This window comes from Micromonospora globbae (assembly GCF_003610785.1).
GTDB classification, from domain to species: Bacteria; Actinomycetota; Actinomycetes; order Mycobacteriales; family Micromonosporaceae; genus Micromonospora; species Micromonospora globbae.
Genome location: NZ_RAQQ01000003.1, coordinates 44,827 through 70,813, shown reverse-complemented (window position 1 = coordinate 70,813; position 25,987 = coordinate 44,827). Strand labels below are relative to the sequence as shown.

22 protein-coding genes and 1 pseudogene are annotated in these 25,987 nt (G+C 74.1%); 16 read left to right on the top strand and 7 right to left on the bottom strand.

All coding sequences use genetic code 11. From position 1 onward, the window contains the following. Positions 1–91: 91 nt before the first annotated feature. Positions 92–892 carry a site-2 protease family protein gene (locus D7I43_RS04740; protein ID WP_120327153.1) on the bottom strand — a complete coding sequence of 267 codons (801 nt, stop codon included), beginning with the start codon at positions 890–892 and terminating at the stop codon, positions 92–94. After that, positions 889–1,089, bottom strand: coding sequence for a hypothetical protein (locus D7I43_RS04735; protein ID WP_120327152.1), 201 nt, complete (start codon positions 1,087–1,089; stop codon positions 889–891). The genes D7I43_RS04740 and D7I43_RS04735 overlap by 4 nt, the downstream gene beginning before the upstream one ends. A gap of 134 nt (positions 1,090–1,223) precedes the next feature. On the opposite strand from D7I43_RS04735, the gene D7I43_RS34320 reads away from it, so the two are divergent. The 4 genes from D7I43_RS34320 (at position 1,224) to D7I43_RS04710 (ending at position 7,416) form a co-directional block, all read left to right on the top strand. Then, positions 1,224–3,332: a serine/threonine protein kinase gene (locus tag D7I43_RS34320; RefSeq protein ID WP_192902069.1), complete on the top strand. Its 2,109-nt coding sequence runs from the start codon at positions 1,224–1,226 to the stop codon at positions 3,330–3,332. 45 nt (positions 3,333–3,377) lie between these two features. Continuing rightward, the gene (locus D7I43_RS04720; RefSeq protein ID WP_120327151.1) at positions 3,378–5,300 is read left to right on the top strand and encodes a bifunctional adenosylcobinamide kinase/adenosylcobinamide-phosphate guanylyltransferase; all 1,923 of its coding nucleotides are present in this window, start codon (positions 3,378–3,380) and stop codon (positions 5,298–5,300) included. Further along, the gene (gene cobS / locus D7I43_RS04715) at positions 5,290–6,063 is read left to right on the top strand and encodes an adenosylcobinamide-GDP ribazoletransferase (protein WP_120327150.1); all 774 of its coding nucleotides are present in this window, start codon (positions 5,290–5,292) and stop codon (positions 6,061–6,063) included. The genes D7I43_RS04720 and cobS overlap by 11 nt, the downstream gene beginning before the upstream one ends. A 66-nt stretch (positions 6,064–6,129) precedes the next feature. Then, positions 6,130–7,416, top strand: coding sequence for a DUF2314 domain-containing protein (locus D7I43_RS04710; protein WP_120327149.1), 1,287 nt, complete (start codon positions 6,130–6,132; stop codon positions 7,414–7,416). Positions 7,417–7,497: 81 nt separating this feature from the next. Here the strand turns inward: D7I43_RS04710 and gcvT are convergent, their stop codons facing one another. Next, positions 7,498–8,640, bottom strand: a complete 1,143-nt coding sequence (gene gcvT, locus D7I43_RS04705; protein WP_120327148.1) for a glycine cleavage system aminomethyltransferase GcvT — start codon at positions 8,638–8,640, stop codon at positions 7,498–7,500. 162 nt (positions 8,641–8,802) lie between these two features. On the opposite strand from gcvT, the gene D7I43_RS04700 reads away from it, so the two are divergent. Further along, positions 8,803–10,374, top strand: a complete 1,572-nt coding sequence (locus D7I43_RS04700; RefSeq protein ID WP_120327147.1) for a leucyl aminopeptidase — start codon at positions 8,803–8,805, stop codon at positions 10,372–10,374. Positions 10,375–10,475: 101 nt separating this feature from the next. Here D7I43_RS04700 and D7I43_RS04695 read toward each other — a convergent pair whose 3' ends face one another. After that, on the bottom strand, positions 10,476–10,805 hold the full coding sequence (locus tag D7I43_RS04695; protein ID WP_120327146.1) for a hypothetical protein: 330 nt from the start codon (positions 10,803–10,805) through the stop codon (positions 10,476–10,478). Positions 10,806–10,983: 178 nt separating this feature from the next. Between D7I43_RS04695 and lpdA the strand changes: the two genes are divergently transcribed. From lpdA to D7I43_RS04670, 5 genes and pseudogenes are all read left to right on the top strand, one after another. Then, positions 10,984–12,375: a dihydrolipoyl dehydrogenase gene (gene lpdA, locus D7I43_RS04690; RefSeq protein WP_120327406.1), complete on the top strand. Its 1,392-nt coding sequence runs from the start codon at positions 10,984–10,986 to the stop codon at positions 12,373–12,375. Positions 12,376–12,447: 72 nt separating this feature from the next. Continuing rightward, positions 12,448–14,277, top strand: coding sequence for a 2-oxoglutarate dehydrogenase, E2 component, dihydrolipoamide succinyltransferase (sucB, locus tag D7I43_RS04685; RefSeq protein ID WP_120327145.1), 1,830 nt, complete (start codon positions 12,448–12,450; stop codon positions 14,275–14,277). Between the two features lie 949 nt (positions 14,278–15,226). Beyond that, positions 15,227–16,402, top strand: a pseudogene (locus tag D7I43_RS04680) (quaternary amine ABC transporter ATP-binding protein); the annotation flags it as partial. A gap of 74 nt (positions 16,403–16,476) precedes the next feature. Next, positions 16,477–17,370, top strand: coding sequence for an ABC transporter permease (locus tag D7I43_RS04675; protein ID WP_120327144.1), 894 nt, complete (start codon positions 16,477–16,479; stop codon positions 17,368–17,370). A gap of 79 nt (positions 17,371–17,449) precedes the next feature. Continuing rightward, a complete protein-coding gene (locus D7I43_RS04670) occupies positions 17,450–18,334 on the top strand; it encodes a glycine betaine ABC transporter substrate-binding protein (RefSeq protein WP_120327143.1) in 885 nt (294 codons plus the stop codon). A 59-nt stretch (positions 18,335–18,393) separates the two neighbouring features. Here D7I43_RS04670 and D7I43_RS04665 read toward each other — a convergent pair whose 3' ends face one another. Beyond that, positions 18,394–19,344, bottom strand: a complete 951-nt coding sequence (locus D7I43_RS04665; protein WP_120327404.1) for an SDR family NAD(P)-dependent oxidoreductase — start codon at positions 19,342–19,344, stop codon at positions 18,394–18,396. 145 nt (positions 19,345–19,489) lie between these two features. Here D7I43_RS04665 and D7I43_RS04660 point away from each other — a divergent pair, with 145 nt between their 5' ends. The 5 genes from D7I43_RS04660 (at position 19,490) to D7I43_RS04640 (ending at position 24,465) form a co-directional block, all read left to right on the top strand. After that, on the top strand, positions 19,490–20,068 hold the full coding sequence (locus D7I43_RS04660; RefSeq protein ID WP_120327142.1) for a TetR/AcrR family transcriptional regulator: 579 nt from the start codon (positions 19,490–19,492) through the stop codon (positions 20,066–20,068). A 46-nt stretch (positions 20,069–20,114) separates the two neighbouring features. Then, positions 20,115–21,449, top strand: a complete 1,335-nt coding sequence (locus D7I43_RS04655) for a low temperature requirement protein A (protein ID WP_120327141.1) — start codon at positions 20,115–20,117, stop codon at positions 21,447–21,449. A gap of 85 nt (positions 21,450–21,534) precedes the next feature. Next, the gene (locus D7I43_RS04650) at positions 21,535–22,458 is read left to right on the top strand and encodes an LLM class flavin-dependent oxidoreductase (protein ID WP_120327140.1); all 924 of its coding nucleotides are present in this window, start codon (positions 21,535–21,537) and stop codon (positions 22,456–22,458) included. Positions 22,459–22,611: 153 nt separating this feature from the next. Beyond that, a complete protein-coding gene (locus tag D7I43_RS04645; RefSeq protein ID WP_120327139.1) occupies positions 22,612–22,971 on the top strand; it encodes a hypothetical protein in 360 nt (119 codons plus the stop codon). Positions 22,972–22,989: 18 nt separating this feature from the next. Next, entirely contained in the window at positions 22,990–24,465 is a 1,476-nt protein-coding gene (locus tag D7I43_RS04640) for a hypothetical protein (RefSeq protein ID WP_120327138.1), read from the top strand. A gap of 40 nt (positions 24,466–24,505) precedes the next feature. On the opposite strand, the gene D7I43_RS04635 is transcribed toward D7I43_RS04640, so the two are convergent. Continuing rightward, the gene (locus D7I43_RS04635) at positions 24,506–24,739 is read right to left on the bottom strand and encodes a GntR family transcriptional regulator (RefSeq protein WP_240032798.1); all 234 of its coding nucleotides are present in this window, start codon (positions 24,737–24,739) and stop codon (positions 24,506–24,508) included. 510 nt (positions 24,740–25,249) lie between these two features. On the opposite strand from D7I43_RS04635, the gene D7I43_RS04630 reads away from it, so the two are divergent. Next, positions 25,250–25,612, top strand: coding sequence for a hypothetical protein (locus D7I43_RS04630; protein WP_338041990.1), 363 nt, complete (start codon positions 25,250–25,252; stop codon positions 25,610–25,612). Here the strand turns inward: D7I43_RS04630 and D7I43_RS04625 are convergent. Further along, positions 25,588–25,947: a MerR family transcriptional regulator gene (locus tag D7I43_RS04625; RefSeq protein WP_120327136.1), complete on the bottom strand. Its 360-nt coding sequence runs from the start codon at positions 25,945–25,947 to the stop codon at positions 25,588–25,590. The genes D7I43_RS04630 and D7I43_RS04625 overlap by 25 nt on opposite strands. Positions 25,948–25,987: the final 40 nt, after the last annotated feature.

The following is a 25,987-nucleotide window of genomic DNA, read 5'->3' as shown; positions in this document are numbered from 1 at the left end:
GAGCCCGGCCGGACCGGACCCGACGCGGGCCAGACCAGACGGCCGTCAGCGGCCAGCCTGAGACCCGACGCCGGACCCGACGGGAAGGCCGTCAGCCGCGCCAGAAGCGGACGAGGTCGAGCCCCGTGCCGTAGAGCCAGGCCGGCAGGCCGAGCGCGTCGCCGGCCGTGAAGACCACGTCGAAGAACCAGCCGTTGATCCGCGGGTTCCACAGCAGCGCGAAGAGCAGGATGAAGCCGTACGGGGCGAACAGGTCGTACATCCGGCGCCACTGCGGGTTCAGCCAGGGCTGGATCATGTTGCCGCCGTCGAGGCCGGGCACCGGGAGCAGGTTCAGCACGCTCGCGGTGAGCTGGAGGAACGCCAGCAGCGCCAGGCCCGCCCAGAACTCGACGGACCCGCCCGCACCCGTGCCGACCCGCAGGGCCAGCACGAGCACCAGCGTGAAGAGCACGTTGGTGGCCGGCCCGGCCAGGCTGACGAGGGTGTGCCGCAGCCGCCCCGGGATGAGGTGCCGGTCCACCCACACCGCGCCGCCGGGCAGGCCGATGCCGCCGAGCAGCACCACGAGCACCGGCAGCGCGATCGACAGCAGCGGGTGGCTGTACTTGAGCGGGTTGAGGGTCAGGTAGCCGCGGTGGGCCACCCCCCGGTCGCCGGCCCGGAACGCGACGATCGCGTGCGCGTACTCGTGCAGGCAGAGCGACACGAGCCAGCCGGACACCACGAACCCGAACACGCTCAGCCGGACGTTGCCGGAGCCGTTCCAGGCCAGCACGCCCGTGGTCACGAACAGCGCGACCAGGGCGACGAAGACGGGGCTCGGCCGGAACGCCGCCCGGGGCACGCCGAGCACCAGCCGCTCCCCGCCCGGGCGGTCGTACGCCGTCATTCGGCCGGGGGCAGCAGGCTCATCCGGTACTCGACGCGGTCGTCCTCGACGAGCGCGACCGAGGTGACGCCGGACGCCGCGAGCTCGCGCCAGGTCTGGCCGATCCAGGATTCGGCGTCGGCCTGGCTGCCGAACGACTCCGCCGGACCCTGCACCGGCTGACCGTCCGTGCCCTCGTACCGCCAGCTCCACGCCATGCCGCGTCTCCCCTCGCCGCCCTCGGTCCCGTGGGACGGGACCCCCGCCAGCGTAGTCGGCCCGGCGCGCGCCGGCCGCTCGACGACCGCACGGCGTCGATCACCGTGTCCGCGCCGGCCGGTACGGTGGCCCGGTGCTGACTCGGGGAGTGGTGCTCAGCGACCGGTACCGGCTGGGCGATCGTGTGGCGACGGGCGGGATGGGCGCGGTCTGGCGGTGCACGGACCTGCTGCTGGAACGCGAGGTGGCGGTGAAGGTGCTGCTGCCGACGCTGGTCGCCGACCAGGACTTCACCACGCGGTTCCGGGCCGAGGCGCGGATGCTGGCCGCCCTGCGCCACCCCGGCGTCGTGGCCGTGCACGACGTGGGGCAGGCCACGCTCGCCGACGGCAGCCGGGTGGACTACCTGGTGATGGAGTTCGTCGACGGGCAGCCGCTGTCCGCGTGGGTCGGCCGGGCCGGCCGGCTCGACCCGGCGTCGACGATGTCGGTGGTCGCGCAGGCGGCCGACGCCCTGCACGCCGCCCACGCCGCCGGCATCGTCCACCGCGACGTGAAGCCGGGCAACCTGCTGGTCAAGCAGGACGGCCGGGTGGTGCTCGTCGACTTCGGCATCGCCCGCTCCCGCGCCCTTTCCGGGCTCACGGCCGCCAACATGGTGCTCGGCACCGCCTCGTACATGTCGCCGGAGCAGGCCACCGGCCAGCCGGTCTCCGCGGCGAGCGACGTGTACGCGCTCGGCGCCGTGGCGTACTACTGCCTGGCCGGCCAGCCGCCGTTCGTCGGCGAGAACCCGTTCGAGGTGGCGCTGCGCCACCAGCAGGACGAGCCGGCTCCGCTGCCGCCGGGCACCCCGCCGGCGGTGGTCGAGCTGGTGGGCCGGGCGATGGCCAAGCGCCCGGCCGACCGGTTCGCCGACGCCGCCGAGCTGGCCCGGGCCGCCGCGGAGGCGCGGGACGCCACCCTGGCGACCATCCCGGTCTCCGCCCGCCCGCCGTGGGCGCTGTCGGCCCCGGCCGCCCCGGTGGCCCCGCTTCCCCAACCGGCCCCACCGGGTGATGAGTCCGACGGCCCGCAGCCCGCCGCCGCGCCGCCGCCGGCACCGCGGCACGGGCCGTCCACCGGCCCGGAGCCGGCCGCGCCGCCCCGGCCGTCGCCGCCGGCCCCGTCGGGGCCGGGCGTCCCGGCCGGTACGCCGTCCGGCGCCCACCCGCCGGCCGTCCCCACCGGCCACACGCCTCCCGCCGGTTCCGCCGCCGTCCCGCCCTTCGGCGCGGACGCCACACCCACCCCGCCGCCGGCTGCCGTCCCGCCCTTCGGCGCGGACGCCACACCCACCCCGCCGTCGGGTGCCGCCCCGGCCGGCGCCGCACCACCGGCCTTCGCCTGGCCCACCCCCGCCGCCGCGCCGATCCCCACCGGGCAACCCGGCGCCGCGCCGCCTCCCGCCGGGCGGCCCGGCCCGGGCGGGTGGCAGACCGGCGTGGCCGCGGTGCCACCCCGCCCCGCGGACACCCGCGAGGACCCGCTGGACTCCCGTCCCGGCGGCCGCCGGGGGCTGCTGGTCGGGGCCGCCGCGGCGGTGTCCGTGGCGCTCGTGGCCACCGTCGTCGTGATCGCCCTGCGTGGCGGCGGGCACACCGGCGAGGACGCCCCGCCCGCGCTGATCGCCGAGTCGGCACCGGCGCCACAGGACCAGGGCGCGCAGCCCGAGACCAGCCCGACCGCCACCGCGAGCCGGCCCGCCCGTACGCCGGGCGCCAGCCGGTCGGCGACCCCCAGCGCCACCACCGCGCAGCCGGACCGGCCGAGCGCCCCCGCGGGCGGCGGCGGGAGCACCGCGCCCACGGGCGGCACCAGCGCGCGACCGAGCCCCGGCACGAGCAGCGCGAAACCGGAACGGTCCAACCCGTACACGGCGACGCAGGTATGCGGCTCGGGCTACCAGGTGATCGACCAGGCGACGCTGAGCAGTGGTGGACGGCGCACGGGCCGCGTCTACCTGCTCTACAACGCGGGCAACGGCTACAACTGCGTGGTCACCCTCAAGGACACCGCGGTCGGCACGGCGACGGCCGCCTCGGCGTTCCTCGAGGTGAAGGGCCAGTCCCGCAAGACCGACAGCGGCTCGTTCGACTACTACGCCGGCCCGGTCCGGGCCAGCGCCGCCGGAACGTGCGTGCGGTGGGGCGGATCGACCGGCGGGGCGAGCTACACCAGCCCGTTCGAGCACTGCGACTGACCGCCCGGCGGGCACCCGCGCGGGAGACGGCCTTAAGGTACGGGCATGTCGGTTGACGGGTGGAACACGGTCCTGGTGCTCGGCGGCACCCGGTCCGGCAAGTCCGAGTTCGCCGAGTCCCTGGTCAGCGACGCGCCGGTGGTCCGGTACGTGGCCACGGCGCCGGAAGGGGACCCGCAGGACACCGAGTGGGCCGCCCGCCTGGCCGCCCACCGCGCACGGCGGCCGGGCAGCTGGACCACCGAGGAGACGGCGGGCGACCCGCGCCGGCTCGCGGACGTCATCGCCGCCGCGGAACCGAACGAGACGCTGCTCGTCGACGACCTCGGCGGCTGGGTGACGGTGCTCCTCGACCCGGCGCACCAGCCCGCCGACGACACCGAGACGATCGCCGAGCTGGCGACGGCGGTGCGCGGCTGCCTGGCCCGGCTCGTGCTGGTCAGCCCCGAGGTGGGCCTGTCCCTCGTGCCGACCACGCCGGTGGGGCGGGCGTTCACCGACGCGCTGGGCGCCACCAACCGCGCCGTCGCCGACGCCTGCGACGCGGTGGTCCTGGTCATCGCCGGGCAGCCGGCGTGGCTCAAGGCCCCGGACGCGGCCGTGACCGCCGCGCCGGCCGCCACCGCCCCGGTCGCCGCGCCGCCCGCCGTGAACGGCGCCGCGCCCGAGCCGACACCGGAACTCGTCGACCTCTCGGCCGCGGCGGATCCCGCGGCCGCGCCGCCCCTGCCCGTCGAGACCACGACCGACTGGACGGCGCCGACGACGGCGCTGCCGATGGTCGCCACCGGGCTGGTCATCCAGCCCGGCATGGACCTGCCGATGCCCGACGAGTACGCCGGCCCGCAGGCCGTCGAACGCCTCGCCACCCTCGACGTGCCCGGCGCCGGGCTCGGCGTGCTGGATCGACTCGTCGGGTTCGCCGCCGCCACCCAGGGCACCGTGACGCCGGCCGCCTGGAACTCCGTCCGCGTGCTGCTGCTCAACGGCGACCACGAGGGTGGCGCCGCCGCCGGCACCCGGCCCGGCGAGTCGGCGCGCCGGGCCGGGCAGGCCCGCGCCGGCCGGGGCGCGCTGGCCCGGCTCGCCGCCGAGTGCGGCGCGAGCCTCCAGGTGGTGGACGCCGTGACGGCCGGCCCCATGGAGCACGAGCCGGCGCTCACCGGCGAGCAGGTGGAGTCCGCGCTGCGCTACGGCTGGCGGCTGGCCGAGGAGGCCGCCGAGGCCGGCGTACAACTGCTGGTGCTCGCGGCGTGCGGTGCCGGCACCGAGGCGGCGGCCGCCGCGGTGCTCGCCGCCACGGCCGGTGCGGAACCGCCGGCCGTGCTCGGACGGGTGATCACCGAGAACGGCGAGATCGACGACGCAGCCTGGATGCGCCGCTGCGCCGCGGTACGCGACGCGCTGCACCGCACCCGCACCTCGCCCCGCGGGGCGAAGGAGGTGCTGGCCGAACTCGGCGGCGGCGACGTGGCGATCGCGACCGGCGTTCTGCTGGGCGCCACGGCCCGCCGGATCCCCGTGATGCTCGACGGCCCGGTCGGCGTCGCCGCCGGCCTCGTGAGCCGGGACCTGGCCGGGCAGGCGCGGCACTGGTGCCTGCTCGCCGACCACGGCGGCGACCCGGCCGTGAAGCTGGCCGCCGACATCCTCGGCCTCACGCCGCTGCTCGACCTCCGGCTGGACCTGGGCGAGGGCGCCAACGCGCTGGTCGCGCTGCCGATGCTGCGCTCGGTGCTGGCGCTGGCCGCCGCGCTGCCCACCCACCCGTCGCTCGGCGGCGGGGACGTGCCGGGCGAGGACGCCGACGGGGACGAGCCGGACTTCGCCGAGCCGGAGCCCGCCGGCCCCGGTCCTACCAGCACCGAGCCGCAGGAGCCGGACTTCGCCGAGCCGGAGCCCGCCGGCCCGGGGCCGGCCAGCACCGAGCCGGAGGAGCAGCCGGCGTCGGGTCCGCGTGCCGGCTGACGGGCGGTTCCCCGCCGGCGCCCGGCTGGCGCTCACCACGTTCACCACGCTGCCGGTGCGGGCCGGCCGGATCGACCGGGAGGTGGCGGGCGTCGCCATGGCGCTCGCCCCGGCGGTCGGGATGCTGCTCGGGGCGCTGCTCGCCGGGGTGCTGCTGCTCCTGGCCGCGGTCGCTCCCCCGCTGGTCGCGGCCGCCGTGACGGTCGGGGCCGCGGCGCTGCTCACCCGCGGCCTGCACCTCGACGGGCTCGCCGACACCGTGGACGCGCTCGGCTCGTACCGCCGGGGGCCGGCCGCGCTGGAGATCATGAAGAAGCCGGACGTCGGTCCCTTCGGGGTGGTCGCCCTGGTGGTCGTACTCCTGGTGCAGGCCGCCGCGCTCGCGGAGCTGGCCGGGCGGTCGTGGCCGGCGGGCGCCGCGGCGGTGGTCGCCGCCACCGCGGCCGGCCGGCTCGGCGTGACGCTGGCCTGCCGGCGCGGCGTGCCGGCGGCCCGGCCGGAGGGGCTCGGCGCGTTGGTCGCCGGCACCGTCGGTCCCGTCGCGCCGGCCGTCGGCGCGGTCGCCGTCGCGCTGGTGGCCGTCGCCGCCGTGCCGGGCCGGCCGTGGCAGGGGCCGCTCGCCGTCGCGGCCGCCCTCGCCGTCGCGGCGGGGCTGCTGGCCCACGTGGTACGCCGCCTGGGCGGCATCACGGGGGACGTGCTGGGCGCGACGGTCGAGGTGGTGACCACGCTGGTCTACCTGGGGCTGGTGCTGTCCGCCTGAACGCGGCACCGCGCGCCGGGTAGCGTTCGGCTCGACAGCACCGGCACCGCCAACCGGGGGACACGAATGCTCATCACGGACGACTTCCTGCCCGTACCGGTTCCGGAGTCGCTCAGCGCCACCTACCTGGTGCCCGTCAAGGGTCTCCCGCGGGTCGGCACGAAGAGCGCCGTGGCGGCGCTCGCCGGGCGGATCGCCGATCCGGTGCACGGGCTGGCGCGGCAGATGCTGGACAGCCCCCTGATGAGCGTGGACACCCGCCCCATCGGCGAGTTCCCGCAACTGCCGCCGGACCTGCTCGCCGCGTTCGGGGCCAGCGAGACGCAGCTGGACCGGCTCGCCGCGGCGACCCACCTGGTCGTGGTGCAGGCCGAGTACCGGCCCGGGTGGCCGCCCGCCCACGAGTGGGCCGCCCGGGCGGTGGCCGCCGCCGTGGCCGACTCGGTCGACGGCGACGTGGTGGACGTGTTCGGGTTGCAGTTCCTGGACCCGGCCACGGCGCTGCGTTCGCTCCCCGACGACCACGGCCGGATCCGGCTGGTCGACTGGGTGCTCGTCCCCTACTCGTCCGACGCCGAGGGGCTCTGGTTCACCACGAAGGGGCTGCGCCGCTTCGGGCTGCTGGAGTTGCAGACCCAGGGCGTGCCGGACCACCTCACCCGCGCCTGGGGTGCGGTGATGACCGGAGCCGCGCGCCGGCTGCTGCGGGAGTGGGTCGACGGGCTGTCCGGCGACGACGTGCCGGCGTTCGTGCCGCTGCCGGTGCTGGCCACGGTGACCGGGCACGACATCGCGGTGGCGTACGGCAATCCGGAGCAGCACGGGGCGACGGCGCCGGTGCTGCTCCGGCTGGAGCTGGACCCGGCGACCGACCCGGAGGCGGAGTCGTTCCTCACCCTGCGGCCGCCCGCGGGCCACCCCGGCCCGGACGGCCGGTACTACGCCGCGGCCTGCGCCACCCTCTTCGCCGGCATCCAGCCGGACGTACGCTACGCGCGTCCCGGTGACGCGATGAGCAAGGCCATCGCCACCGCCCGGGCCGCGCTCGGCGACATCCGCGCCCGGTTCGTGGCCGGGCAGCTGCCGCGCGAGTCGCAGCTCGTGGTGAAGTACGGGCTACCCGGTGAGGACGGCCCGGAGTACGTCTGGGCGGGCGTCACCTCGTGGGACGTCCCGGAGCGGATCGTCGGGGTGAGCGCCAGCGACGCCGCCTCCGACCCGAGCGTGCGGATCGGCTCCCCGGTCGTCGTGGAGGCCGCCGACGTGGTCGACTGGGCCCTGCTGGACGGCACCGGCGTCATCGAGGGCGGCTGGACCCAGGCAGTCCTCGACGCCGGCGAACGCCCGTCCTGACCCCGCTGATCATGAGGTTGGCGGCGTCTTCGATCTCGGATTCCGCCGCCAACCTCATGATCAACTGCGATCCGGGCGGGGTTACTTCACGCTGGGCTGGACGAACGGGGGGCGGGTCACGCGCATCTGGGCGCGGCGGCCCCGGACGTCGACCTCGACCAGGTCGCCGTCGGCGAGGTTCGCGGCGGTGTCCAGCAGCGCGAGCGCGATGCCCTTCTTCAGCGTCGGCGAGAAGGTGCCGCTCGTGACCGTCCCGACGGTCGATCCGCCCGCGTACACGGTCATGCCGGGACGCGGGATCGCCCGGTCGACGGCCTCCAGGCCGCGCAGCGTACGCCGGGGGCCCGCCGCCTTCTCCGCGCGCAGCGCGTCCCGGCCCCAGAACGCCGGCTTGTCCCAGCCGACGGCCCAGCCCGAGCGGGCCTGCACCGGCGTGATGTCCAGGGACAGGTCCTGCCCGTGCAGCGGGTACCCCATCTCGGTGCGCAGCGTGTCGCGCGCCGCCAGGCCGCAGGGCCGCAGCTCGTACGCGGCGTCGGCGGCGAACAGCGCGTCCCAGACGGCGGTGGCGTGCTCGGCCGACACGACCAGCTCGTAGCCCAGCTCGCCCGTGTAGCCGGTCCGGCAGACGGTCAGCTCGACCGGGACGCCGGCGGCGTCCAGTGTGGCGGTCGAGAAGCTCATGTACCCGTGGTCGGTCGGCAGCCCCAGCGAGGCGAGCAGCTCGGCCGAGCGCGGACCCTGCACGGCGAGCACCGCGTACGCCTCGTGCTCGTCGGTGACCGTGACCGAGGGCGGCGCGGCCGCGCGCAGCCGCCGGACCACCTCGGCGGTGTTGGCCGCGTTGGGGATCAGGAAGACGTGGTCGTCGGCGTGCAGGTAGACGATGATGTCGTCCACCACACCGCCGCTCGCGTCGTCGCAGCAGAGGGTGTACTGCGCCCGGCCGGGGCCGATGCGGCCCAGGTCGTTGGTGAGGCAGGCGTTGACGAAGTCCGCCGCACCGGGGCCGGTGACCCGGGCCTTCCCCAGGTGCGAGACGTCGAAGACGCCCACCGCGGTACGCACCGCCGTGTGTTCCCGGAGCACGCCGCCGCCGGCGTACTCCAGCGGCATCTCCCAGCCCCCGAAGGGGGCGAACTTGGCGCCCGCGGCGGTGTGCCGCTCGTGCAGCGGGGAACGACGCAGCCGGGTCTCGGCGACGTCGGTGGTCACGTCGGTCATGGGTGGCAACTTACCGGGACCACGGCCGCTGGTTAGCATCGGCGGGACCCGCCGGTGCCGTCGGCGGGACAGCCCACACGTCCGGCGGGTAGGTTGCCGCCGGAGACCTTCACCGCCGGTACGCGTCGTCGCGGCCGGCCCGGCCCGCCCGGAGTAGCTTCAGTGACATCGCCCCGCACCACACTCAGCCTGGTCGACACCGACCCCGCGGAGCTCGCCGTCGACGCCATCGTGATCGGCGTGCACAGCCAGACCGGAGAGCAGGACGCCACGAGCGGCCTCGCCGGCAGCCTGCTGCTCGCCAGCGGCGCGGAGAGCATCGCCGCGGCCTTCGACGGGAAGCTCACCGAGACGCTGGCGCTGCTCGGCGCGACCGGCGGGCCGGGCGAGGTGATCAAGCTGGCCACCCTGGGCACGATCACCGCGCCGGTGGTCGCCGCCGTCGGCCTCGGCCCGGAGCCGTCCGGCGCCGCCCCGGAGCCGGAGACGCTGCGGCGGGCCGCCGGTTCGGCCGTCCGCGCCCTCGCCGGCGCGTCGCGCGTGGCGATGGCCCTGCCGCTGCCGGACGACGCCGACGCCCCGGCCGCGCTGCGCGCGGTCGCCGAGGGCGCGCTGCTCGGCGCGTACCGCTTCGCCGGCTACAAGACCCGGCCCCAGCCGAACCGCCGGGAGCCGGTGGCCGAGGTGCTGGTGGCCGTGCCGGACGCCGGCGAGCGCACCGCGCAGGCCGAGATCGCCCGGGCCACGGCCGTGGCCGGTGCCGTGTTCACCAGCCGGGACTGGGTCAACACCGCGCCGAACGAGCTGCGCCCGCCGGCCTTCGCCGAAGCGGTGGCGAACGCCGCCCGTGCGGCCGGCCTCGGCGTGGAGGTGCTCGACGAGGCCGCGCTGCGCGAGGGCGGCTACGGCGGCATCATCGCCGTCGGGCAGGGCTCGGAGGCCCCGCCGCGGCTGGTGAAGCTCACGTACACCCCCGAGGGTGGCGGCAGCGGCAAGCGGGTGGCGCTGGTCGGCAAGGGCATCACCTTCGACACCGGCGGCATCTCGATCAAGCCGGCGCAGGGCATGTGGGAGATGAAGTCCGACATGGCCGGCGCCGCCGCGGTGGGCGCCGCCATGCTCGCGGTGGCCGCGCTCAAGCCGTCCGTCGCGGTGACCGGCTACCTGCCGATGGCCGAGAACATGCCGTCGGGCACGTCGTACCGGCCGGGTGACGTCATCAGCATGTACAACGGCAAGAAGGTCGAGGTGCTCAACACCGACGCCGAGGGCCGGATGATCCTGGCCGACGCCATCGCCCGCGCCTGCGAGGACGGCTGCGACTACCTCTTCGAGACGTCCACGCTCACCGGCGGCCAGGTGATCTCGCTGGGCAAGCGGGTCGCCGGTGTGATGGGCACGCCGGAGCTCTGCGAGCGGGTCCGCGCCGCGGGCGACGCGGTGGACGAGCCGGCCTGGCCGATGCCGCTGCCGGACGACGTGCGCAAGGGCATGGACTCGGACGTCGCCGACATCTCCCAGGTCAACGCCGGCATGGACCGGGCCGGGCACATGCTGCAGGGCGGCGTGTTCCTGCGCGAGTTCGTGGCCGAGGACGTGGCCTGGGCGCACATCGACATCGCCGGCCCCGGCTACCACTCCGGCGAGCCGACCGGCTACTGGAGCAAGGGCGGCACGGGCGTGCCGGTCCGCACCCTCGTGCACCTGGTCGAGGACGTCGCCGCGAACGGCTGACCGTGCGAGGAGGGGCCCCCGGTCGACGCCGCCGCGCGTCGCTGGGGGCCCTTCCGCATCCGGGGCGGGCAGCGGCGGGCCGAGGGCAGCCGGCGGCTCGTTCAGTACAGCTCGGGGCGGCGCTTGCGCCGCTCGTTGAAGTCGCGCATCCGCTGGGGGTAGCCCATGAGGCGTACGTCGTAGACGGGAATCGCCATCCGGTGGGCGAAGCGGCGCGCGCCGTCGGGGCCGTCGATCCGCCGGCGGGTCCACTCGCCGTCGTCGGCGATGAGCATGACGGTGGTCTCGGTGACGGTGGTGCGGGGTTCGATGTACGCCTCGACGCCCCGCCGGGTGCGGACGAAGTTCTCAAGATGCTCCAGATCGGCGCGGTCGACCGGCCGATCATGGCTCACCGCGCGCGTCTGCCTGCGGCGCCGGAACAACCCCACGGACCTCTCCCCCACAATCCGTCATCGACAACGGTGCCAAGCCTACGTGTCGGGGACGTGTCGTTGGGCACCTCACTACGCGCCCTGTGCCCGGTGGTGACAAGATGACCGAGGTGGGCTCTGCCCCGTGCCGGCCCACCGTGACCCCCGATGCAGCGACGCGACCTGGGAGTTGGACGTGAGCGAGCCGAACGACGCAACCTTCGACATCGTCATCCTCGGAGGTGGCAGCGGCGGCTACGCGGCGGCGCTGCGGGCCGCCCAGCTGGACCTCTCCGTCGCCCTGATCGAGAAGGGGAAGCTCGGCGGGACCTGCCTGCACAACGGCTGCATCCCGACCAAGGCCCTGCTGCACGCGGCCGAGATCGCCGACCAGACCCGCGAGGCGGAGCAGTTCGGCGTGAAGGCCGAGCTGGTCGGCATCGACATGGCGGCGGTCAACTCGTACAAGGACGGCGTCATCTCCCGCCTCTACAAGGGCCTGCAGGGCCTGGTGGGCAGCGCCAAGAACATCACGTTCGTGGCGGGCGCCGGCCGGCTGGTGGCGCCGAACGCCGTCGAGGTCGACGGCAAGCGCTACACCGGGCGCAACATCGTGCTGGCCTCCGGCTCGTACGCGAAGAGCCTGCCCGGCCTGGAGGTCGACGGGGAGCGGATCATCACGAGCGACCACGCCCTGTTCCTGGACCGGGTGCCGTCCTCGGCGATCGTGCTCGGCGGCGGCGTGATCGGCGTCGAGTTCGCCAGCGTGTGGAAGTCCTTCGGCGTGGACGTGACGATCATCGAGGCGCTGCCCCGGCTGGTCGCCGCGGAGGACGAGGAGTCCTCGAAGGCGCTGGAGCGGGCCTTCCGCAAGCGGAAGATCAACTTCAAGGTCGGCAAGCCGTTCGAGAAGGTCGAGAAGACCGACAACGGTGTGAAGGTGACCATCGCCGGCGGCGAGGTCGTCGAGGCCGAGGTGCTGCTGGTCGCCGTGGGCCGCGGCCCGAACACGGCCGACCTCGGCTACGAGGAGCAGGGCGTGCGGATGGACCGCGGCTACGTGCTGACCGACGAGCGGCTGCGCACCAGCGTGCCGAACGTCTACGCGGTCGGCGACATCGTGCCCGGCCTCCAGCTCGCGCACCGCGGCTTCCAGCAGGGCATCTTCGTGGCCGAGGAGATCGCCGGCCAGAACCCGGCCGTCATCGACGAGGCCGGCATCCCGCGGGTGACCTACTGCGAGCCGCAGCTCGCGTCGGTCGGCCTCACGGAGGCGAAGGCCAAGGAGCAGTACGGCGCCGACAAGGTCAAGACCTACAACTACAACCTGGGCGGCAACGGCAAGAGCCAGATCCTCAAGACGACCGGCTTCGTGAAGCTGGTGCGGGTCGAGGACGGCCCCGTGGTCGGCGTCCACATGGTGGGTGCCCGGGTCGGTGAGCTGATCGGTGAGGCGCAGCTCATCTACAACTGGGAGGCGTACCCGGCCGAGGTGGCGCAGCTCGTGCACGCCCACCCGACGCAGAACGAGGCCCTGGGCGAGGCGCACCTGGCCCTCGCCGGCAAGCCGCTGCACGCGCACGCCTGATCGAACGTATTCCGCGGCGTCCGGCGGCAGACGGGCGAGATCGCACCAGGGGAATGAAGGAGTCTGGAGAACATGCCGGTATCGGTCACCATGCCTCGGCTCGGCGAGAGCGTCACCGAGGGCACCGTCACCCGCTGGCTCAAGCAGGAGGGCGACACCGTCGAGGTCGACGAGCCCCTGCTGGAGGTCTCCACCGACAAGGTGGACACCGAGATCCCGTCGCCGGCGGCGGGCGTGCTGACCCGGATCGTGGTCGGGGAGGACGAGACCGCCGAGGTCGGCAGCGAGCTGGCCGTCATCTCCGGCGAGGGTGAGGAGGCCGGCGGCGCCGCGCCGCAGCAGCAGGCGCCGGCCGAGCAGGCCGCTCCCGCCCCGCAGCCGACGGCCGCCGCCGAGGGCACGGCGCCCGAGCCCGAGCCGGCCCCGCAGGCCGCCCCGGCCCCGCAGGCCGCGCCGTCGGGCGGGGGCACGCCGGTCACCATGCCGGCCCTCGGCGAGAGCGTCACCGAGGGTACGGTCACCCGCTGGTTGAAGCAGGTCGGTGACACCGTCGAGGTGGACGAGCCCCTGCTGGAGGTCTCCACCGACAAGGTGGACACCGAGATCCCGTCCCCGGTCGCCGGCACCGTGCTGGAGATCAAGGTGGCCGAGGACGAGACCGCCGAGGTCGGCGCCGAACTGGCCGTCATCGGCGCCGCGGGCGCCGCCCCGGCCGAGGCGAAGCCCGCCCCGGCCCCCGCGCCCGAGGCGACGCCGGCTCCCGCGCCGCAGCCCGAGGCGAAGCCGGCCCCGCAGCCGGAGGCGAAGCCGGCTCCCGCCGCGACGCCCGGCCTGTCGTACAACGAGCCGGCGGCCGAGGCGGAGACCGCCGCGCAGCCGGCGCAGGCCGAGCAGCGTGCGGTGCCGCCGGCCCCGGCCCCGCAGGCTCCGGCCGCTCCCGCCCAGGGCGGCGGGGAGGCTCCCGGCTACGTGACCCCGCTGGTGCGCAAGCTCGCCAGCGAGCACGGCGTGGACCTGTCCACGGTCAACGGCACCGGCGTCGGCGGGCGGATCCGCAAGCAGGACGTGCTGGACGCCGCGGAGCGGGCCCGGGCCGCCAAGGCCGCCCCGGCTCCGGCCGCACCCCAGCCGGCCGCCGCGGCGCCGGCCCAGCCGGCCGCCAAGCCGCAGCCGAGCGCGAAGCGGGGCACGACCGAGAAGCTGCCCCGGATCCGCGCGGCCATCGCCAAGCGGATGCACCAGTCGCTGCACGAGATGGCGCAGCTCACCACCGTCATCGAGGTGGACGTCACCAAGATCGCGAAGCTGCGGGCCCAGGCGAAGGACTCGTTCCTCGCCCGGCACGGCGTGAAGCTGTCCTTCCTGCCGTTCTTCGCCCTGGCGGCGATCGAGGCGTTGCAGCGCTACCCGATCGTCAACGCCCGGATGGACCTCGAGGCGGGGACGATCACCTACCCGGAGGCGGAGCACCTCGGCATCGCCGTGGACACCGAGCGCGGCCTGCTCGTGCCGGTCATCCACAACGCCGGTGACCTGAACCTGGGCGGCATCGCGAAGCGCGTCGCCGACCTGGCGGAGCGGACCCGGGCCAACAAGATCACGCCGGACGAGATCGCGGGCGCCACGTTCACGCTCACGAACACCGGCAGCCGGGGCGCGCTCTTCGACACCCCGATCGTGCCGTCGCCGCAGTCGGCGATGCTCGGCACCGGTGCCGTCGTGAAGCGCCCGGTCGTGGTCAACGACCCGGAGCTGGGCGAGGTCATCGCCGTCCGGTCGATGATCTACCTGGCCCTCTCGTACGACCACCGCCTGATCGACGGCGCCGACGCCGCCCGCTTCCTGACGGCGATCAAGGAGCGGTTGGAGGCCGGCAACTTCGAGGCGGAGCTGGGTCTCTGAGTCGCTGACGCGGCCCACAGGGGCGCCCCGGGCAACCGGGGCGCCCCTTTCGCGTGTCCGGGCCGTCCGGGTCGGGCGCCGACGCGCCGGGTCCAGGCCGTCGTCCCCGCCGGGCGGCCGGAGCGGCGGCAGCCGCCCGAGCGGCGGTAGCTGGCCGCACGACCCGCCCGCACGACCCGCGCGCCGACATGACGGTCACCGCCCGCGTCGGCCGGTGACGGGCGCCCTGGCACCGCCGGCGCCACGCGGCGCCGGCCGCAGGCGTACGGCGACGAGACCGGTCCCCCGGGCCCGCCGGCCGGACGAGTCGACCCAACGCCCGACGCGGCCCGCCGGAAGATCCCGCTCGGTGCTGTCGGCATGAAGGGCATCCGGGGTGGTCGATGGTTGCCGCGCCGCCGGCACCGATCCGGTCGGCCCGCCGGGTCGCGCGCCGACCCGCGCCGCGGCACTGTTCTGTCGGCGTCCCCGGTGGACACCCGGCACTTCTGCGCGGCCGGCACCGCGCCTCGGCGACGCCGAAACCGGTAACCGGAATGCGTCGGCCGAGTGCGCCGCGGGGCCCGTGCCGAATATGACGAACGCATGACAGTTCTCTATCAACGCCTTCATATTCGGGGACGGGCGTCCGCGGCTGATCACGCGCCTCCGCGTCCCGTGTCGCGGGGACAAACGGTGCAGGAAGGACCCAACCACCCGCGCCACGACCACGGACAGTACGTACGTCCTGCGTACCGTGACCGAATTCGACAATTGGGATCGCCCATTTTTTGTGGTCAGTTCCACAATCCGCGCGGGACCGGCTGGATTTACGGCGATGACGCCGGTAGGTTTTCCGCCCAGGCCGGGATGGCCCACCGAATGTGATCGGTGTTGATATCGACGGACGAGACGCGAAGATGGTCATCGATGGCGTGATCCGCCACCGGTTTCCGTCGGAGAGGGGATCGTGCCCGCACTCGCAGTGAAGTCGCTCTACAAGGTGTTCGGCAGCCGGACGGACGAGGCGATGAGGCGCCTCGCGGACGGCGCCCCCCGGGACGAGGCGCTCGCCGGGCTCCCGGCCACGGCCGCCGTCATCGACGCGAACTTCGAGGTACGCCCCGGCGAGATCTTCGTCGTGATGGGCCTCTCCGGTTCCGGCAAGTCCACCCTCATCCGGATGCTCAACGGCCTGCTCCGCCCGACCCAGGGCAGCGTGCGGGTCGACGGGGTGGAACTGACCACGCTCCGCCCCGCCGCGCTGCGCAAGCTGCGCCGGGAGAAGATCAGCATGGTCTTCCAGCACTTCGCGCTGATGCCGCACCGGACGGTGCTGGAGAACGCCGGGTACGCGTTGGAGGTCGCCGGCCTGCCGAAGGCCGAGCGGCGCGAGCGGGCCATGGACGCGCTGCGCATGGTGGGCCTGGCGGACTGGGCGGACAAGCTGCCGCACAACCTCTCCGGCGGCATGCGGCAGCGGGTCGGGCTGGCCCGCGCGCTCGCGGCCGGCACGGACATCCTGCTGATGGACGAGGCGTTCTCCGCGCTGGACCCGCTCATCCGCCGCGAGGTCCAGGACCAGCTCCTGGAGCTCCAGGCCGAGCTGGGCAAGACGATCGTCTTCATCACCCACGACCTCAACGAGGCCATGCGGCTCGGCGACCGGATCGCCGTGATGCGGGACGGGCGGATCGTCCAGATCGGCACGGCCGAGGAGATCCTCACCGACCCCGCCAACGACTACGTGGCGCAGTTCGTCGCGGACGTCGACCGCACCCGGATCCTCACCGCCTCCTCGGTCATGGAGAAGGCGCAGACCACGCTGGACGTCAACGTCGGTCCCCGGGTGGCGGCCCGCGCGCTGCGGGAGAACCAGACCTCGGTGGTCTACGTGACCGGTCCGCGGAAGCAGTTCCTCGGCACGGTCACCGAGGACGAGGTGCTGCGCGCGCTGCGCGAGGGCCGGCAGAGCCTCGACGGGTACGTCTCGACCGAGCGGGTCCGGACGGTCACCGAGGACACGGCCGTCGCCGATCTGTTCGCCGACTGCGCCGAGAGCCAGCACCCCGTGGCCGTGCTGGACGCGAAGGGCCGGCTGGCCGGTGTGATCCCACGGATCACCCTGCTCAGCGCCCTGGCCAGCACCACACCGCACGAGGTGCCCGCGCTGGACGGCCCGGCCGAGGTCGACCTCGTCGGCGCGAAGGGAGATCCGGCATGAGCCAGCACGAGTCGCCGCTCGACGGTTGGCTGCCCCGGGTGCCGCTGGGCACCTGGACCGAGTCCGCCGTCGACTGGGCCACCGGCACCCTCGGCCCCGCCTTCGACGCGATCGCCGCCGTGGTCGACGCCCTGGTCCGCCCGCTCGACGACCTGCTCACCGGCGTGCCGGCGGTCGTGGTCGTCCTGGTCCTGGCGGGGCTCGGCTGGTGGCTGCGCGGCTGGAAGTTCGGCCTGGGCACCGCGGTCGGCCTCGGCCTGGTGGCCGGCATGCCGTACTGGGAGGAGACCATGAGCACCCTGGCCCAGGTGCTCGTGGCCAGCGCGCTCGCCCTGGTGCTGGCGATCCCGTTGGGCGTCTTCATCGCGGAGAACCGGCGGGCCTCCGCCGTGGCCCGGCCGGTGCTGGACCTCATGCAGACCATGCCGGCGTTCGTCTACCTGATCCCGGCGATCTTCTTCTTCGGCATCGGCACCGTGCCCGGTGTGCTCGCCACGCTGGTGTTCAGCATGCCGCCCGGCGTACGCCTCACCGAGCTGGGCCTCCGCCAGGTCGACAAGGAGATCGTGCAGGCCGCCGAGTCGTTCGGGGCGCCTCCGTGGATGGTGCTGCTCCGGACCAAGCTGCCGCTGGCCCTGCCGACCATCATGACCGGGGTCAACCAGGTCATCATGCTGGCGCTGTCCATGGTCGTCATCGCCGGCATGGTCGGCGCCGGCGGCCTCGGCGACGTGATCATGTTCGCGTTGTCCCAGGTCGAGGTGGGCAGCGGCTTCGAGGGCGGCATCGCCGTCGTGGTCCTCGCCGTGGTGCTCGACCGGCTGACCGATTCCGTGGGCGAGCGGTTCCCGTCCGCGCGGGCGCAGCGCCTCGCGCGGCAGGCCGCCTGATCGTCGCCCTCCGCGCCGGCGTCGCGGATCCTTCGGACACGTGGGACGCCGGCGACTCTCTACAGGAAGGACAAATAGGTTGTTTTCCACGCTGAAGCGCGTCCTCGCCGTGGCGGTGACCGCGACCCTGGCCCTGGGTGGCGCCGCCGCCTGCAGCGAGTCGGATGACGCGTCCGGCGACGGCAAGAAGATCACGATCGGCTACATGGCCTGGGACGAGGCCATCGCCGCCTCCCACCTGTGGCAGAACATCCTGGAGGAGAAGGGCTACCAGGTCGAGCTCAAGAACCTGGAGGCCGGTCTGGTCTACGGCGGTCTCGCGGGCGGCGACATCGACCTGTTCCTCGACGGCTGGCTGCCCCAGACGCACGCCTCCTACCTGGAGAAGTACGGCGACAAGCTGGAGAAGCTCGGCGTCTGGTACGACGACGCCAGCCTGAGCATCGCGGTGCCGGCGTACGTCGACGGCATCGACTCCCTGGAGGATCTGGCGGCCAAGGCCGACACCTTCGGCGGGGAGATCATCGGCATCGAGCCGGGCGCCGGCCTCACCAAGGCCACGCAGGAGCAGGTGATCCCCGGCTACGGCCTCGACAGCGCCATGAAGCTGAAGACCTCGTCCACCCCGGCCATGCTGGCGGCTCTGGACGGCGCGATCGCCGAGAAGAAGCCGATCGTGGTCACGCTGTGGCACCCGCACTGGGCGTACGCGAAGTACGAGCTGAAGGACCTGGCCGACCCGAAGGGCACCCTGGGCCAGGCCGAGCAGATCAACACGTTCGCCCGGAAGGGCTTCGGCGAGGACTTCCCCGAGGTCACCTCGATGCTGAAGGCGTTCAAGATGGACGGCGACCAGCTCGCGTCGCTGGAGGACCTGATGTTCAACACCCACAAGGGTGACGAGAAGAAGGCCGTCGAGGAGTGGCTGAAGGCCAACCCCGACTACGTGTCGTCGCTCGCCTGAGCCGGTGAACGACAGGGCCCCCTCCCGAGGCGCGGCGTCGGGAGGGGGCCCGTCCGCGCTCAGGCGCGCAGCATGTCCTCCGACACCTGCCAGAGCCGCTCGGCGGCCTCCGGGTCCATCGCGTACGGCGCGTACCCGGTGCGGGTGCCCGGCTGGTTCGGCCCGGCCTCCTGGCAGTCCTCGAAGTAGCGCCCACCGACGCCGTCGAGCAGCGGCGACGCGGCGAGCAGCACGGACGTCGCGGCGCCCTGCTCGGTGGTCTTCCAGTAGCCGGCCCCGGCGGTGCCGCCCGTCTGGGCGCGCATCCGCTCCAGCTCCTCGTCGCTCACGTACCGCTGGAGGTTGGTCCGGATCGCGCCCGGGTGCAGCGCGTTGACGAGGATGCCGTCGCCGGCCCAGCGCCGGGTCGCCTCGACGGCGAAGAGCACGTTGGCGGTCTTGGACTGCCCGTACGCCAGCCACGGGTCGTACGCGCGGCGCGCGAAGTGGATGTCGTCGAAGACGACCGGCGAGCGCAGGTGGGCCGCCGAGCTGACCGAGACGATCCGGGCGCCCCCGGCCGCGGACAGTGCCGGGTGCAGCCCGGTGGCCAGCGCGAAGTGCCCGAGGTGGTTGGTGGCGAACTGCATCTCCCAGCCCTGCGGGGTGCGCATCTCCGGCGCGGCCATGATCCCGGCGTTGTCGACGAGGATGTGCAGCGGGCCGTCCCAGTTCGCCACGAACGCCGCCACGGAGCCCAGGTCGGCCAGGTCCAGCGGGGCGACGAGGATCCGGTCGTTGCCGGTGGTGGCCGTGATGTCGGCGAGCGCCTCCTGACCGGCGGACGGGTTGCGGACGGCGAGGGTGACGTCGGCGCCGGCCTGGGCGAGCGCCCGGGCGGTCTCCACGCCGATGCCGGAGGCGCCGCCCGTGACGACGGCCCGGCGGCCGGTGAGGTCGACGCCGCGCACCACCTCGAGTGCCGTGGTCTCGTTCGTGAACGGGGTGCTCACTCGTGTACTGGTCATGATCCGTCCTTGTCGGCGTCGGCCGGCGCCCGCCGGCCGGCCACTACGATGGGAAGCGGAGGATCCTCCGTTACGATCGACACTAACCGGAGGCTCCTCCGTTTGCCAACCGGCCGGCTCACACCTCGGGCCACCATCAGGAGGCGACATGGGCGACAACGCCCCCCGACCACGACGGGCGGACGCCCAGCGCAACCGCCAGCGACTGCTCGACGCCGCCGTGCGGGCGTTTTCCCAGGGCGGGCCGCACGTAACGCTGGAGTCCGTCGCCCGCGAGGCGGGCGTCGGCATCGGCACCCTCTACCGGCACTTCCCCACCCGGGAGGCGCTCGTCGAGGCCGCCTACCGCAGCGAACTGGCCAAGCTCTGTGACGCCGCCCCCGACCTGCTCGCCGCGTCGCCACCCGACGAGGCGCTGCGGACCTGGATGGACCTCTTCATCGACTACCTCGCCACGAAGCGGGGCATGGCCGACGCGCTGCGGCTCGTGATCGAGGCGGGCGCCAACCCGTACGCCGAGAGCCGCGACCGGCTGCACCGCGCGCTCGACCTGCTCCTGTCGGCGGGCGCCGCGGCCGGGACCCTGCGGGGGGACGTCGCCACCGCCGACGTGCTGGCGAGCCTGAGCGGCGTGTCCCTCGCCACCGGGGAGCCCACCCGCCGGGAGCAGGCCGGACGGCTGCTCGACCTGCTCATGGACGGCCTCCGGTACCGCCGCGGGAGCTGATCCGATTCCGGCCCGTGCCCACCGGCGGCGCTGGCAGACTCGTCCGGTGGGTGGCGAGCGGTGGCGGGGGCGGCTGGGACCGGCCGTCGCCGTCGCGCCGGGAGCCCGGGTCGACCGGTTCGAGGTCTTCTTCGACCTGGTCTTCGTGTTCTCGTTCTTCATCATCACCCGCGCCACGGCCATGGACATCAGCAGCCGGAGCCTGCTGCACGGCCTGCTCGTGCTCGCCGTGCTCTGGTGGTGCTGGGTGGTGCACAGCGTGGTGGCGACCCGCGTCCGGCTCGGCGAGGGTTTCGTCCCGGTCCTCATGGTCATCGGGATGGCCGCCCTGTTCTGCTTCGCGCTGTCCCTGCCGCAGGCGTTCGGCGATCCCCGGCAGGCCGCCGCCGGCCCGATGGTGGTGGCCATCAGCTACGTGGTGATCCGGGCCGTGCACCTGCTGCTCTACTGGCACATCGCCAAGGAGAAGCCCGGCGAACGGCGGCTGCTGCTCAGGTACTCGCCGGAGGTGATCATCAGCACGGTGCTGCTGCTCGGCGCCGCGCTCATCCCGCCCTCCGTCGAGCACGAGGGCACGGCGACGATGCTCCGCGACGCGCTCTGGGTCGCGGTGGTCCTCATGCAGTACGGCAGCGGGCTCGTCTCCGGCGCCTGGGGCTGGACGGTGGCCTCCGCCGAGCACTGGACCGAGCGGTACGACCTCATCCTGATCATCGCGCTCGGCGAGTCGATCATCTCGGTCGGCGTCGGCGGCAACCTGCTCGGCCAGCCGGTCACCTGGGGCGCGGTCAGCGCCGCCGTCTGCGGCGTCGTCTTCACCGCGGCGCTGTGGTGGGCGCACTTCGACGTGATCGGCCCGGCCGCGCGGATCGCCCAGCACGCCGCGCTCGGCCGGCCCCGCGTGGCGATGGCCCGCGACGCGTACGCCTACCTCTACCTCGTGATGATCGCGGGGATCATCATCTTCGCCCTCGGGGCCGAGGAGGTCGTCCGCCAGATCAGCGACCCGCACATCGGGGCCGACGAGCGGCCCCACGGTCCGGGCGTGCCGCTGCTCTACGGCGGGGTGATCGTCTACTTCGTCGGCGACATGCTGTTCCAGGCCCGCACCCTGCGCACGCTCTCCTGGACCCGGGTGGGCGTGGTGGTCGCCCTGGCCGCGGCGATCCCCGTCGCCGCACTCCTGCCCGCGCTGGCCGCGTTCGCCCTGCTCGCCGTCATCTGCATCGGCCTGGTGGCTGCCGAGGTGGTGGTCATGGCCGACTCCCGCAGGGCCCTGCGCGAGGCGGTGTTCAAGGAGAAGACCAGCCACGAGGCGCACGAGGTCGCCTTCCGGGCCGCCTGGCACGATCCCGAGGACTTCGAACGCGACCGCGAGTGACCCGGGCCGCACGCGGGTCTGCCGGTAGCAGAATCGGCCGCGTCCGGCTGGCCTCCGGCCCCGGCGGGCCGGCAGGCTGGACGTCATGGTCACCTTCTCCCTCCAGGCGAGCCCGTCCGACGCCGCGAGCTGGATCGAGCTGGCGCGGCGCGCCGAGGCCGCCGGTTACGACGCCCTCCTCGCCGCCGACCACCCGGGCGCGGTGGCCACGCCGTTCGTGGCCCTGGCCGCCGCCGCGTCCGTGACGACCACCATCGGTCTCGGCTCGTACGTGGCCAACGCCGGCATCCGGGAACCGATGCTGCTGGCGGCGGACGTGGCCACCCTCGACCTGGTCTCCGGCGGCCGGGCCCGGCTCGGCATCGGCGCGGGGCACACCCCCGCCGAGTGGCGCGCGGTCGGTCGGGAGCGGCCGGACGTGGCCGGGCGGGTGCGCCGCGCCGTGGCCGTCACCGAGGCCGTCCGCGCCCTGCTCGACGGCGACGAGGTCACGGTGGACACCGACGACCTGGTCGTCCGTGCCGCCCGGCTGGACACGCCCCGGCCGGTGCAGCGGCGCGTCCCGGTCACCGTCGGCACGGCGAACTCGACGTTGCTGCGCTGGGCCGGCGCGCACGCCGACGTCGTCGGGCTGGCCGGCCTCGGCCGTACGCTGCCCGACGGCTACATGCACGAGGTGCGCTGGCGCGTCGCGGACATCGAGGCGCAGCTCGCCCACGTCGCGGCCGGCGCCGAGGGTCGCGCCGAGCCGCCGGCGCTGGAGGCGCTCGTGCAGCGCGTCGTGGTCACCGACGACGCGGAGGCCGCCGCCGCCGAGCTGGCCGGGCAGACCGGGCTGGACATCAAGGAGCTGCTCGCCACCCCGTACGTGCTGATCGGCACCGAGGACGAGATCGTCGCCGCCGTCGACGGCCACCGTCGCCGCTGGGGCATCACCCGCTACGTCGTCCGCGCCGAAGCCCTCGACGCCCTCGCCCCGGTGCTGCCCCGCGTCGCCGCGCTGTCATGACGCCGGCACCGCTGCCCCGCCGGCCCACTGCGGTGCCCGCCGGCACCGCTGTCGTGACGCCGACACCATCCACGCCGTCACCTGCCCGAACGGTCACTTGACGCGGCACCCCACCACACCCACAGTGAAGGTGTCGTGGAGAGGTGACGCACCGTGAACATCGAGATCGCTCATCCGGCGGATCTCGATCGGGTGGAGGCGCTGGTCTCGTGGCTGAAGCGTCCCCATCTCGACCGGGTCACCATCACGATGCCCGGGCTCGATGCCACCGAGAGTGATCGAGCCGCCCGGACCATCCGCCACCTGTTCAACGACTGCGGCTGCGCCTGGGGAGCGTCGGCCCTCGTCGTCGCGGTGACCGGCGCGGTCCTGGCCCGACCGGGCGGTGTCGCGGCGCTCGCCACCGCCGCCCTCGCCTGCCTCGCGGCGGCCGTCGCCGGCAAGCTCCTCGGCCTGGCGTGGAGCCGCCAGCGCCTGCTCGCACGGCTGCGCGCCCTGCGAACCGCCGCCTGACCCCGGAAGGGGGTTGTCATGGCACTGGTCTGCACCGAAGTCACCGAATGGATCGAGGAGGAGGTCTCCAAGCCCGTCGAGGAGTGGGAGGAGCGGCAGGAGAAGCGCTGCAAGGACTACCCCTGGTACGACCCGCGGGGATGGGTGTGCTGGTTCGTCACCGTCCTCGTGAAGGTCGTCCGGTGGGTGGTCGTGATCGTCGGCAAGTGGGTGACGCGGACGGTCTGCACGATCGTCGGCGTGGTCGTCGAGGCGGTCGTGGACATCGCCGCCGCGCTCTGGGACATGGTCGTCGGCATCGTGACGCTCGACTGGCGGCGGATCCTCGACGGCTTCCTCCGCATCGTGATCGGCGGCGTGCTGGGGATCATCCGGCTGGCCCGCGTCGCGCTGCTCGGCGACACGATCGACTACATCATCGAGGAGATCAACAAGGAGCGGCTCCGCCGCTACGTGCGCGGCCTGCTGGAGGCGAAGTACTCCGGCGACACCCTGAGCCAGATCAAGGAGGCGATCCGCCTCGACCACGGGGCGTTCGGGCTGCGCCTGCACGGGACCGCGTACCGGACGAAGCTCGACTCGCAGACCCCGTCGACGCGGGAACCGGGGGTGCCCAACCTCGTCATCCTGCACGAGCAGGGCGCCATCAACCTGCGGGCGCTCTGCGGCTTCGAGTTCCCCGAGGGCTACTGGAACCGCAAGCGCTACAAGACCCTCAAGAAGGAGACCGTCGTGGGCGGGGGCGGCGGCGGGGAGTTCGACAACCCGATCTCCGCCGACGAGCTGGACACGTACCTCAGCTCCCGAGGGGCGGAGGGACCGGCGTTCGTCGTGCTGGCCATGCGCGACGGGGTGCGGGACTCGAAGCTGTCGGTGGCCCGCGAGAAGGGGCGCGAGCTGGCGCTCATGCTGGACTTCGACACCGAGGACCGCGAGGTCACCGAGGCGGCCCACATCGTCCACACCGGAGTCCCGGTGGCGCAGACGCGGTTCCTCGTCGACGTGTTCGGCCGGCGGGACAAGGGCGTCGACCCGGACGGGGCCACCGCCGACCTCTGCCACCCGGTCGCCGTCGGCGTGTTCCGGTACACGAACACGCTGCGCGGGCTGGCCAGCAACCTGCACGAGAGCCGGTGCGGCCTGGACGGCAAGAGCGCCTCCGGCGTCACGTTCGTCGACAACCTGCCCGACGACATCTGGAAGTACGTGCCGATCCACGAACTCGGCCACTACTTCGGGCTCTGTCACACCGACGGCGTCGACCGCATCATGTACTCGCCGAAGACCAACAGCTGGTGGCGCGGCTGGGCCATCCCCCGCACGCTGCTGAACCTCTGGTTGCAGGGTGAGCCGACCTTCACGTACGGCGAGGCGAAGGCGACCTGGGACTACGTGGTCGCGCACTTCGCGCCGCAGTGCCTGGGCGCGCGGCCCGTCGTGATCGAGGCCCGGCCCGCCGCCGCCGGCACGGGAGCGGCCGACACGGTCGCCTGACCGGGCGTACGCCGGGGCGCCCACCGCGCCCCGGCCAGCCTCAGTTCTCGGCGCGCTCCGCCACGAAGACCCCGACGCCCTGCACACCCTCGACCAGCCCCTGCGTCTGGAGGACGAGGATCGCCTGCCGCACGACGGTCTGCGACACGCCGTGCTCCTCCTTGAGCTGGGCGGTCGACGGCAACTTGTCTCCGGGCGCCCACTCGCCTGACTCGATCCGGGCACGGATGTGGTCGGCGAGCTGCGCCCACTTCGGCTTGGCGGGCATGCACACTCCCAGGTCTGCGCCGCCATTCGACCATGAACAACTAGTCGGGACAAGTAGCGCCGACCCGGTCCTTGCTTTGTACAACATGGTGTGTAAAGCTCTCGATGACCGGTTCCCAGGTCTGCAAACCCCCGGGCTGGTCACCCCCGAGATCGCACCCGGCCGGCGTCTTTCCCCGGTCGCCGGTCGGGTGCGCCCACACGTCCGCAACCGTTCCGTACGCCGTTCTTCCCGACGGCGCGGACGGCACGACCGGCAGCAGATGGAGGCGTCCATGTGGCCGATCCGGCGGCGCGGCCTGCCGCCCGTACCCCTCGCGCCGAGACATCGGCGCACCTGGCGCGGCGTGCGGCGCTGGTGCTCCTGCGGCCTGCGCTGGGCCGCCTGCCCGGACCGGCGCACGCCGGTCCCCACCGAGCCCGCCCCGCCGCGCGACACCCGTTCGTGGACGAGGCGCACGGCCCTTCACCGGCTCGCGCGGCACGCCCGGACGTGGCGCGCCAACGGCGGTCGCCGGTGACCGCCCCCGGGGCCGGCGGCCCGGGCCGATCGCACCTGCCGCTGCGTCCACTGTGGCTGTGCCGGGGCTGCGCCGCACCGTGGCCGTGCGCGCCCGCGAAGCTGCGCCTGGCCCGCGAGTACGCCGGCAACCGCGTGGCGCTCTGCCTCTACCTGAGCAGCGTGCTGCACGACGCGGCCACCGACCTGCACCTGCTCGACCCGCACGGCGCTCCCGGCCCGCAGCAGCTCTTCGACCGCTTCATCGGCTGGGCCACCCCTTCCCGCCCGGGCGTCGAGCCGGAGTCGGGGCGGCCGGACGGCGGACCCGCGCCGGCGTCCGGCACGCCCGCGGGTCAGGACTCGGCCAGCCCCTCGTAGTAGCGGATCTTCTCGCGGAGGTGGTCGTACTGGCGCCGGAGCAGGCTCATCTGCTCCTCCACCCGGACGGCGTGCTCCTCCAGCAGCGCCTTCCGCTCGGCGGCCGTGTGGTCGCCCTCGCGCGCCAGCTCCGCGTAGCGGCACATCTGCGCGATGGGCATGCCCGTGTCGCGCAGGCAACGGAACAGCTCCAGCCAGCCGAGGTCGTCGTCGGTGAAGACGCGCCGCCCGCTGGAGGTGCGGCCGATGCCGCTGAGCAGGCCGATCTTCTCGTAGTACCGGAGGGTGTCGAGGCTGAAGCCGCTGCGGCGGGCGGCCTCCGAGGGTGCGTACATGCCCGCATGCTAGGGCTTGACCTGGAGCGCGCTCCAGGTT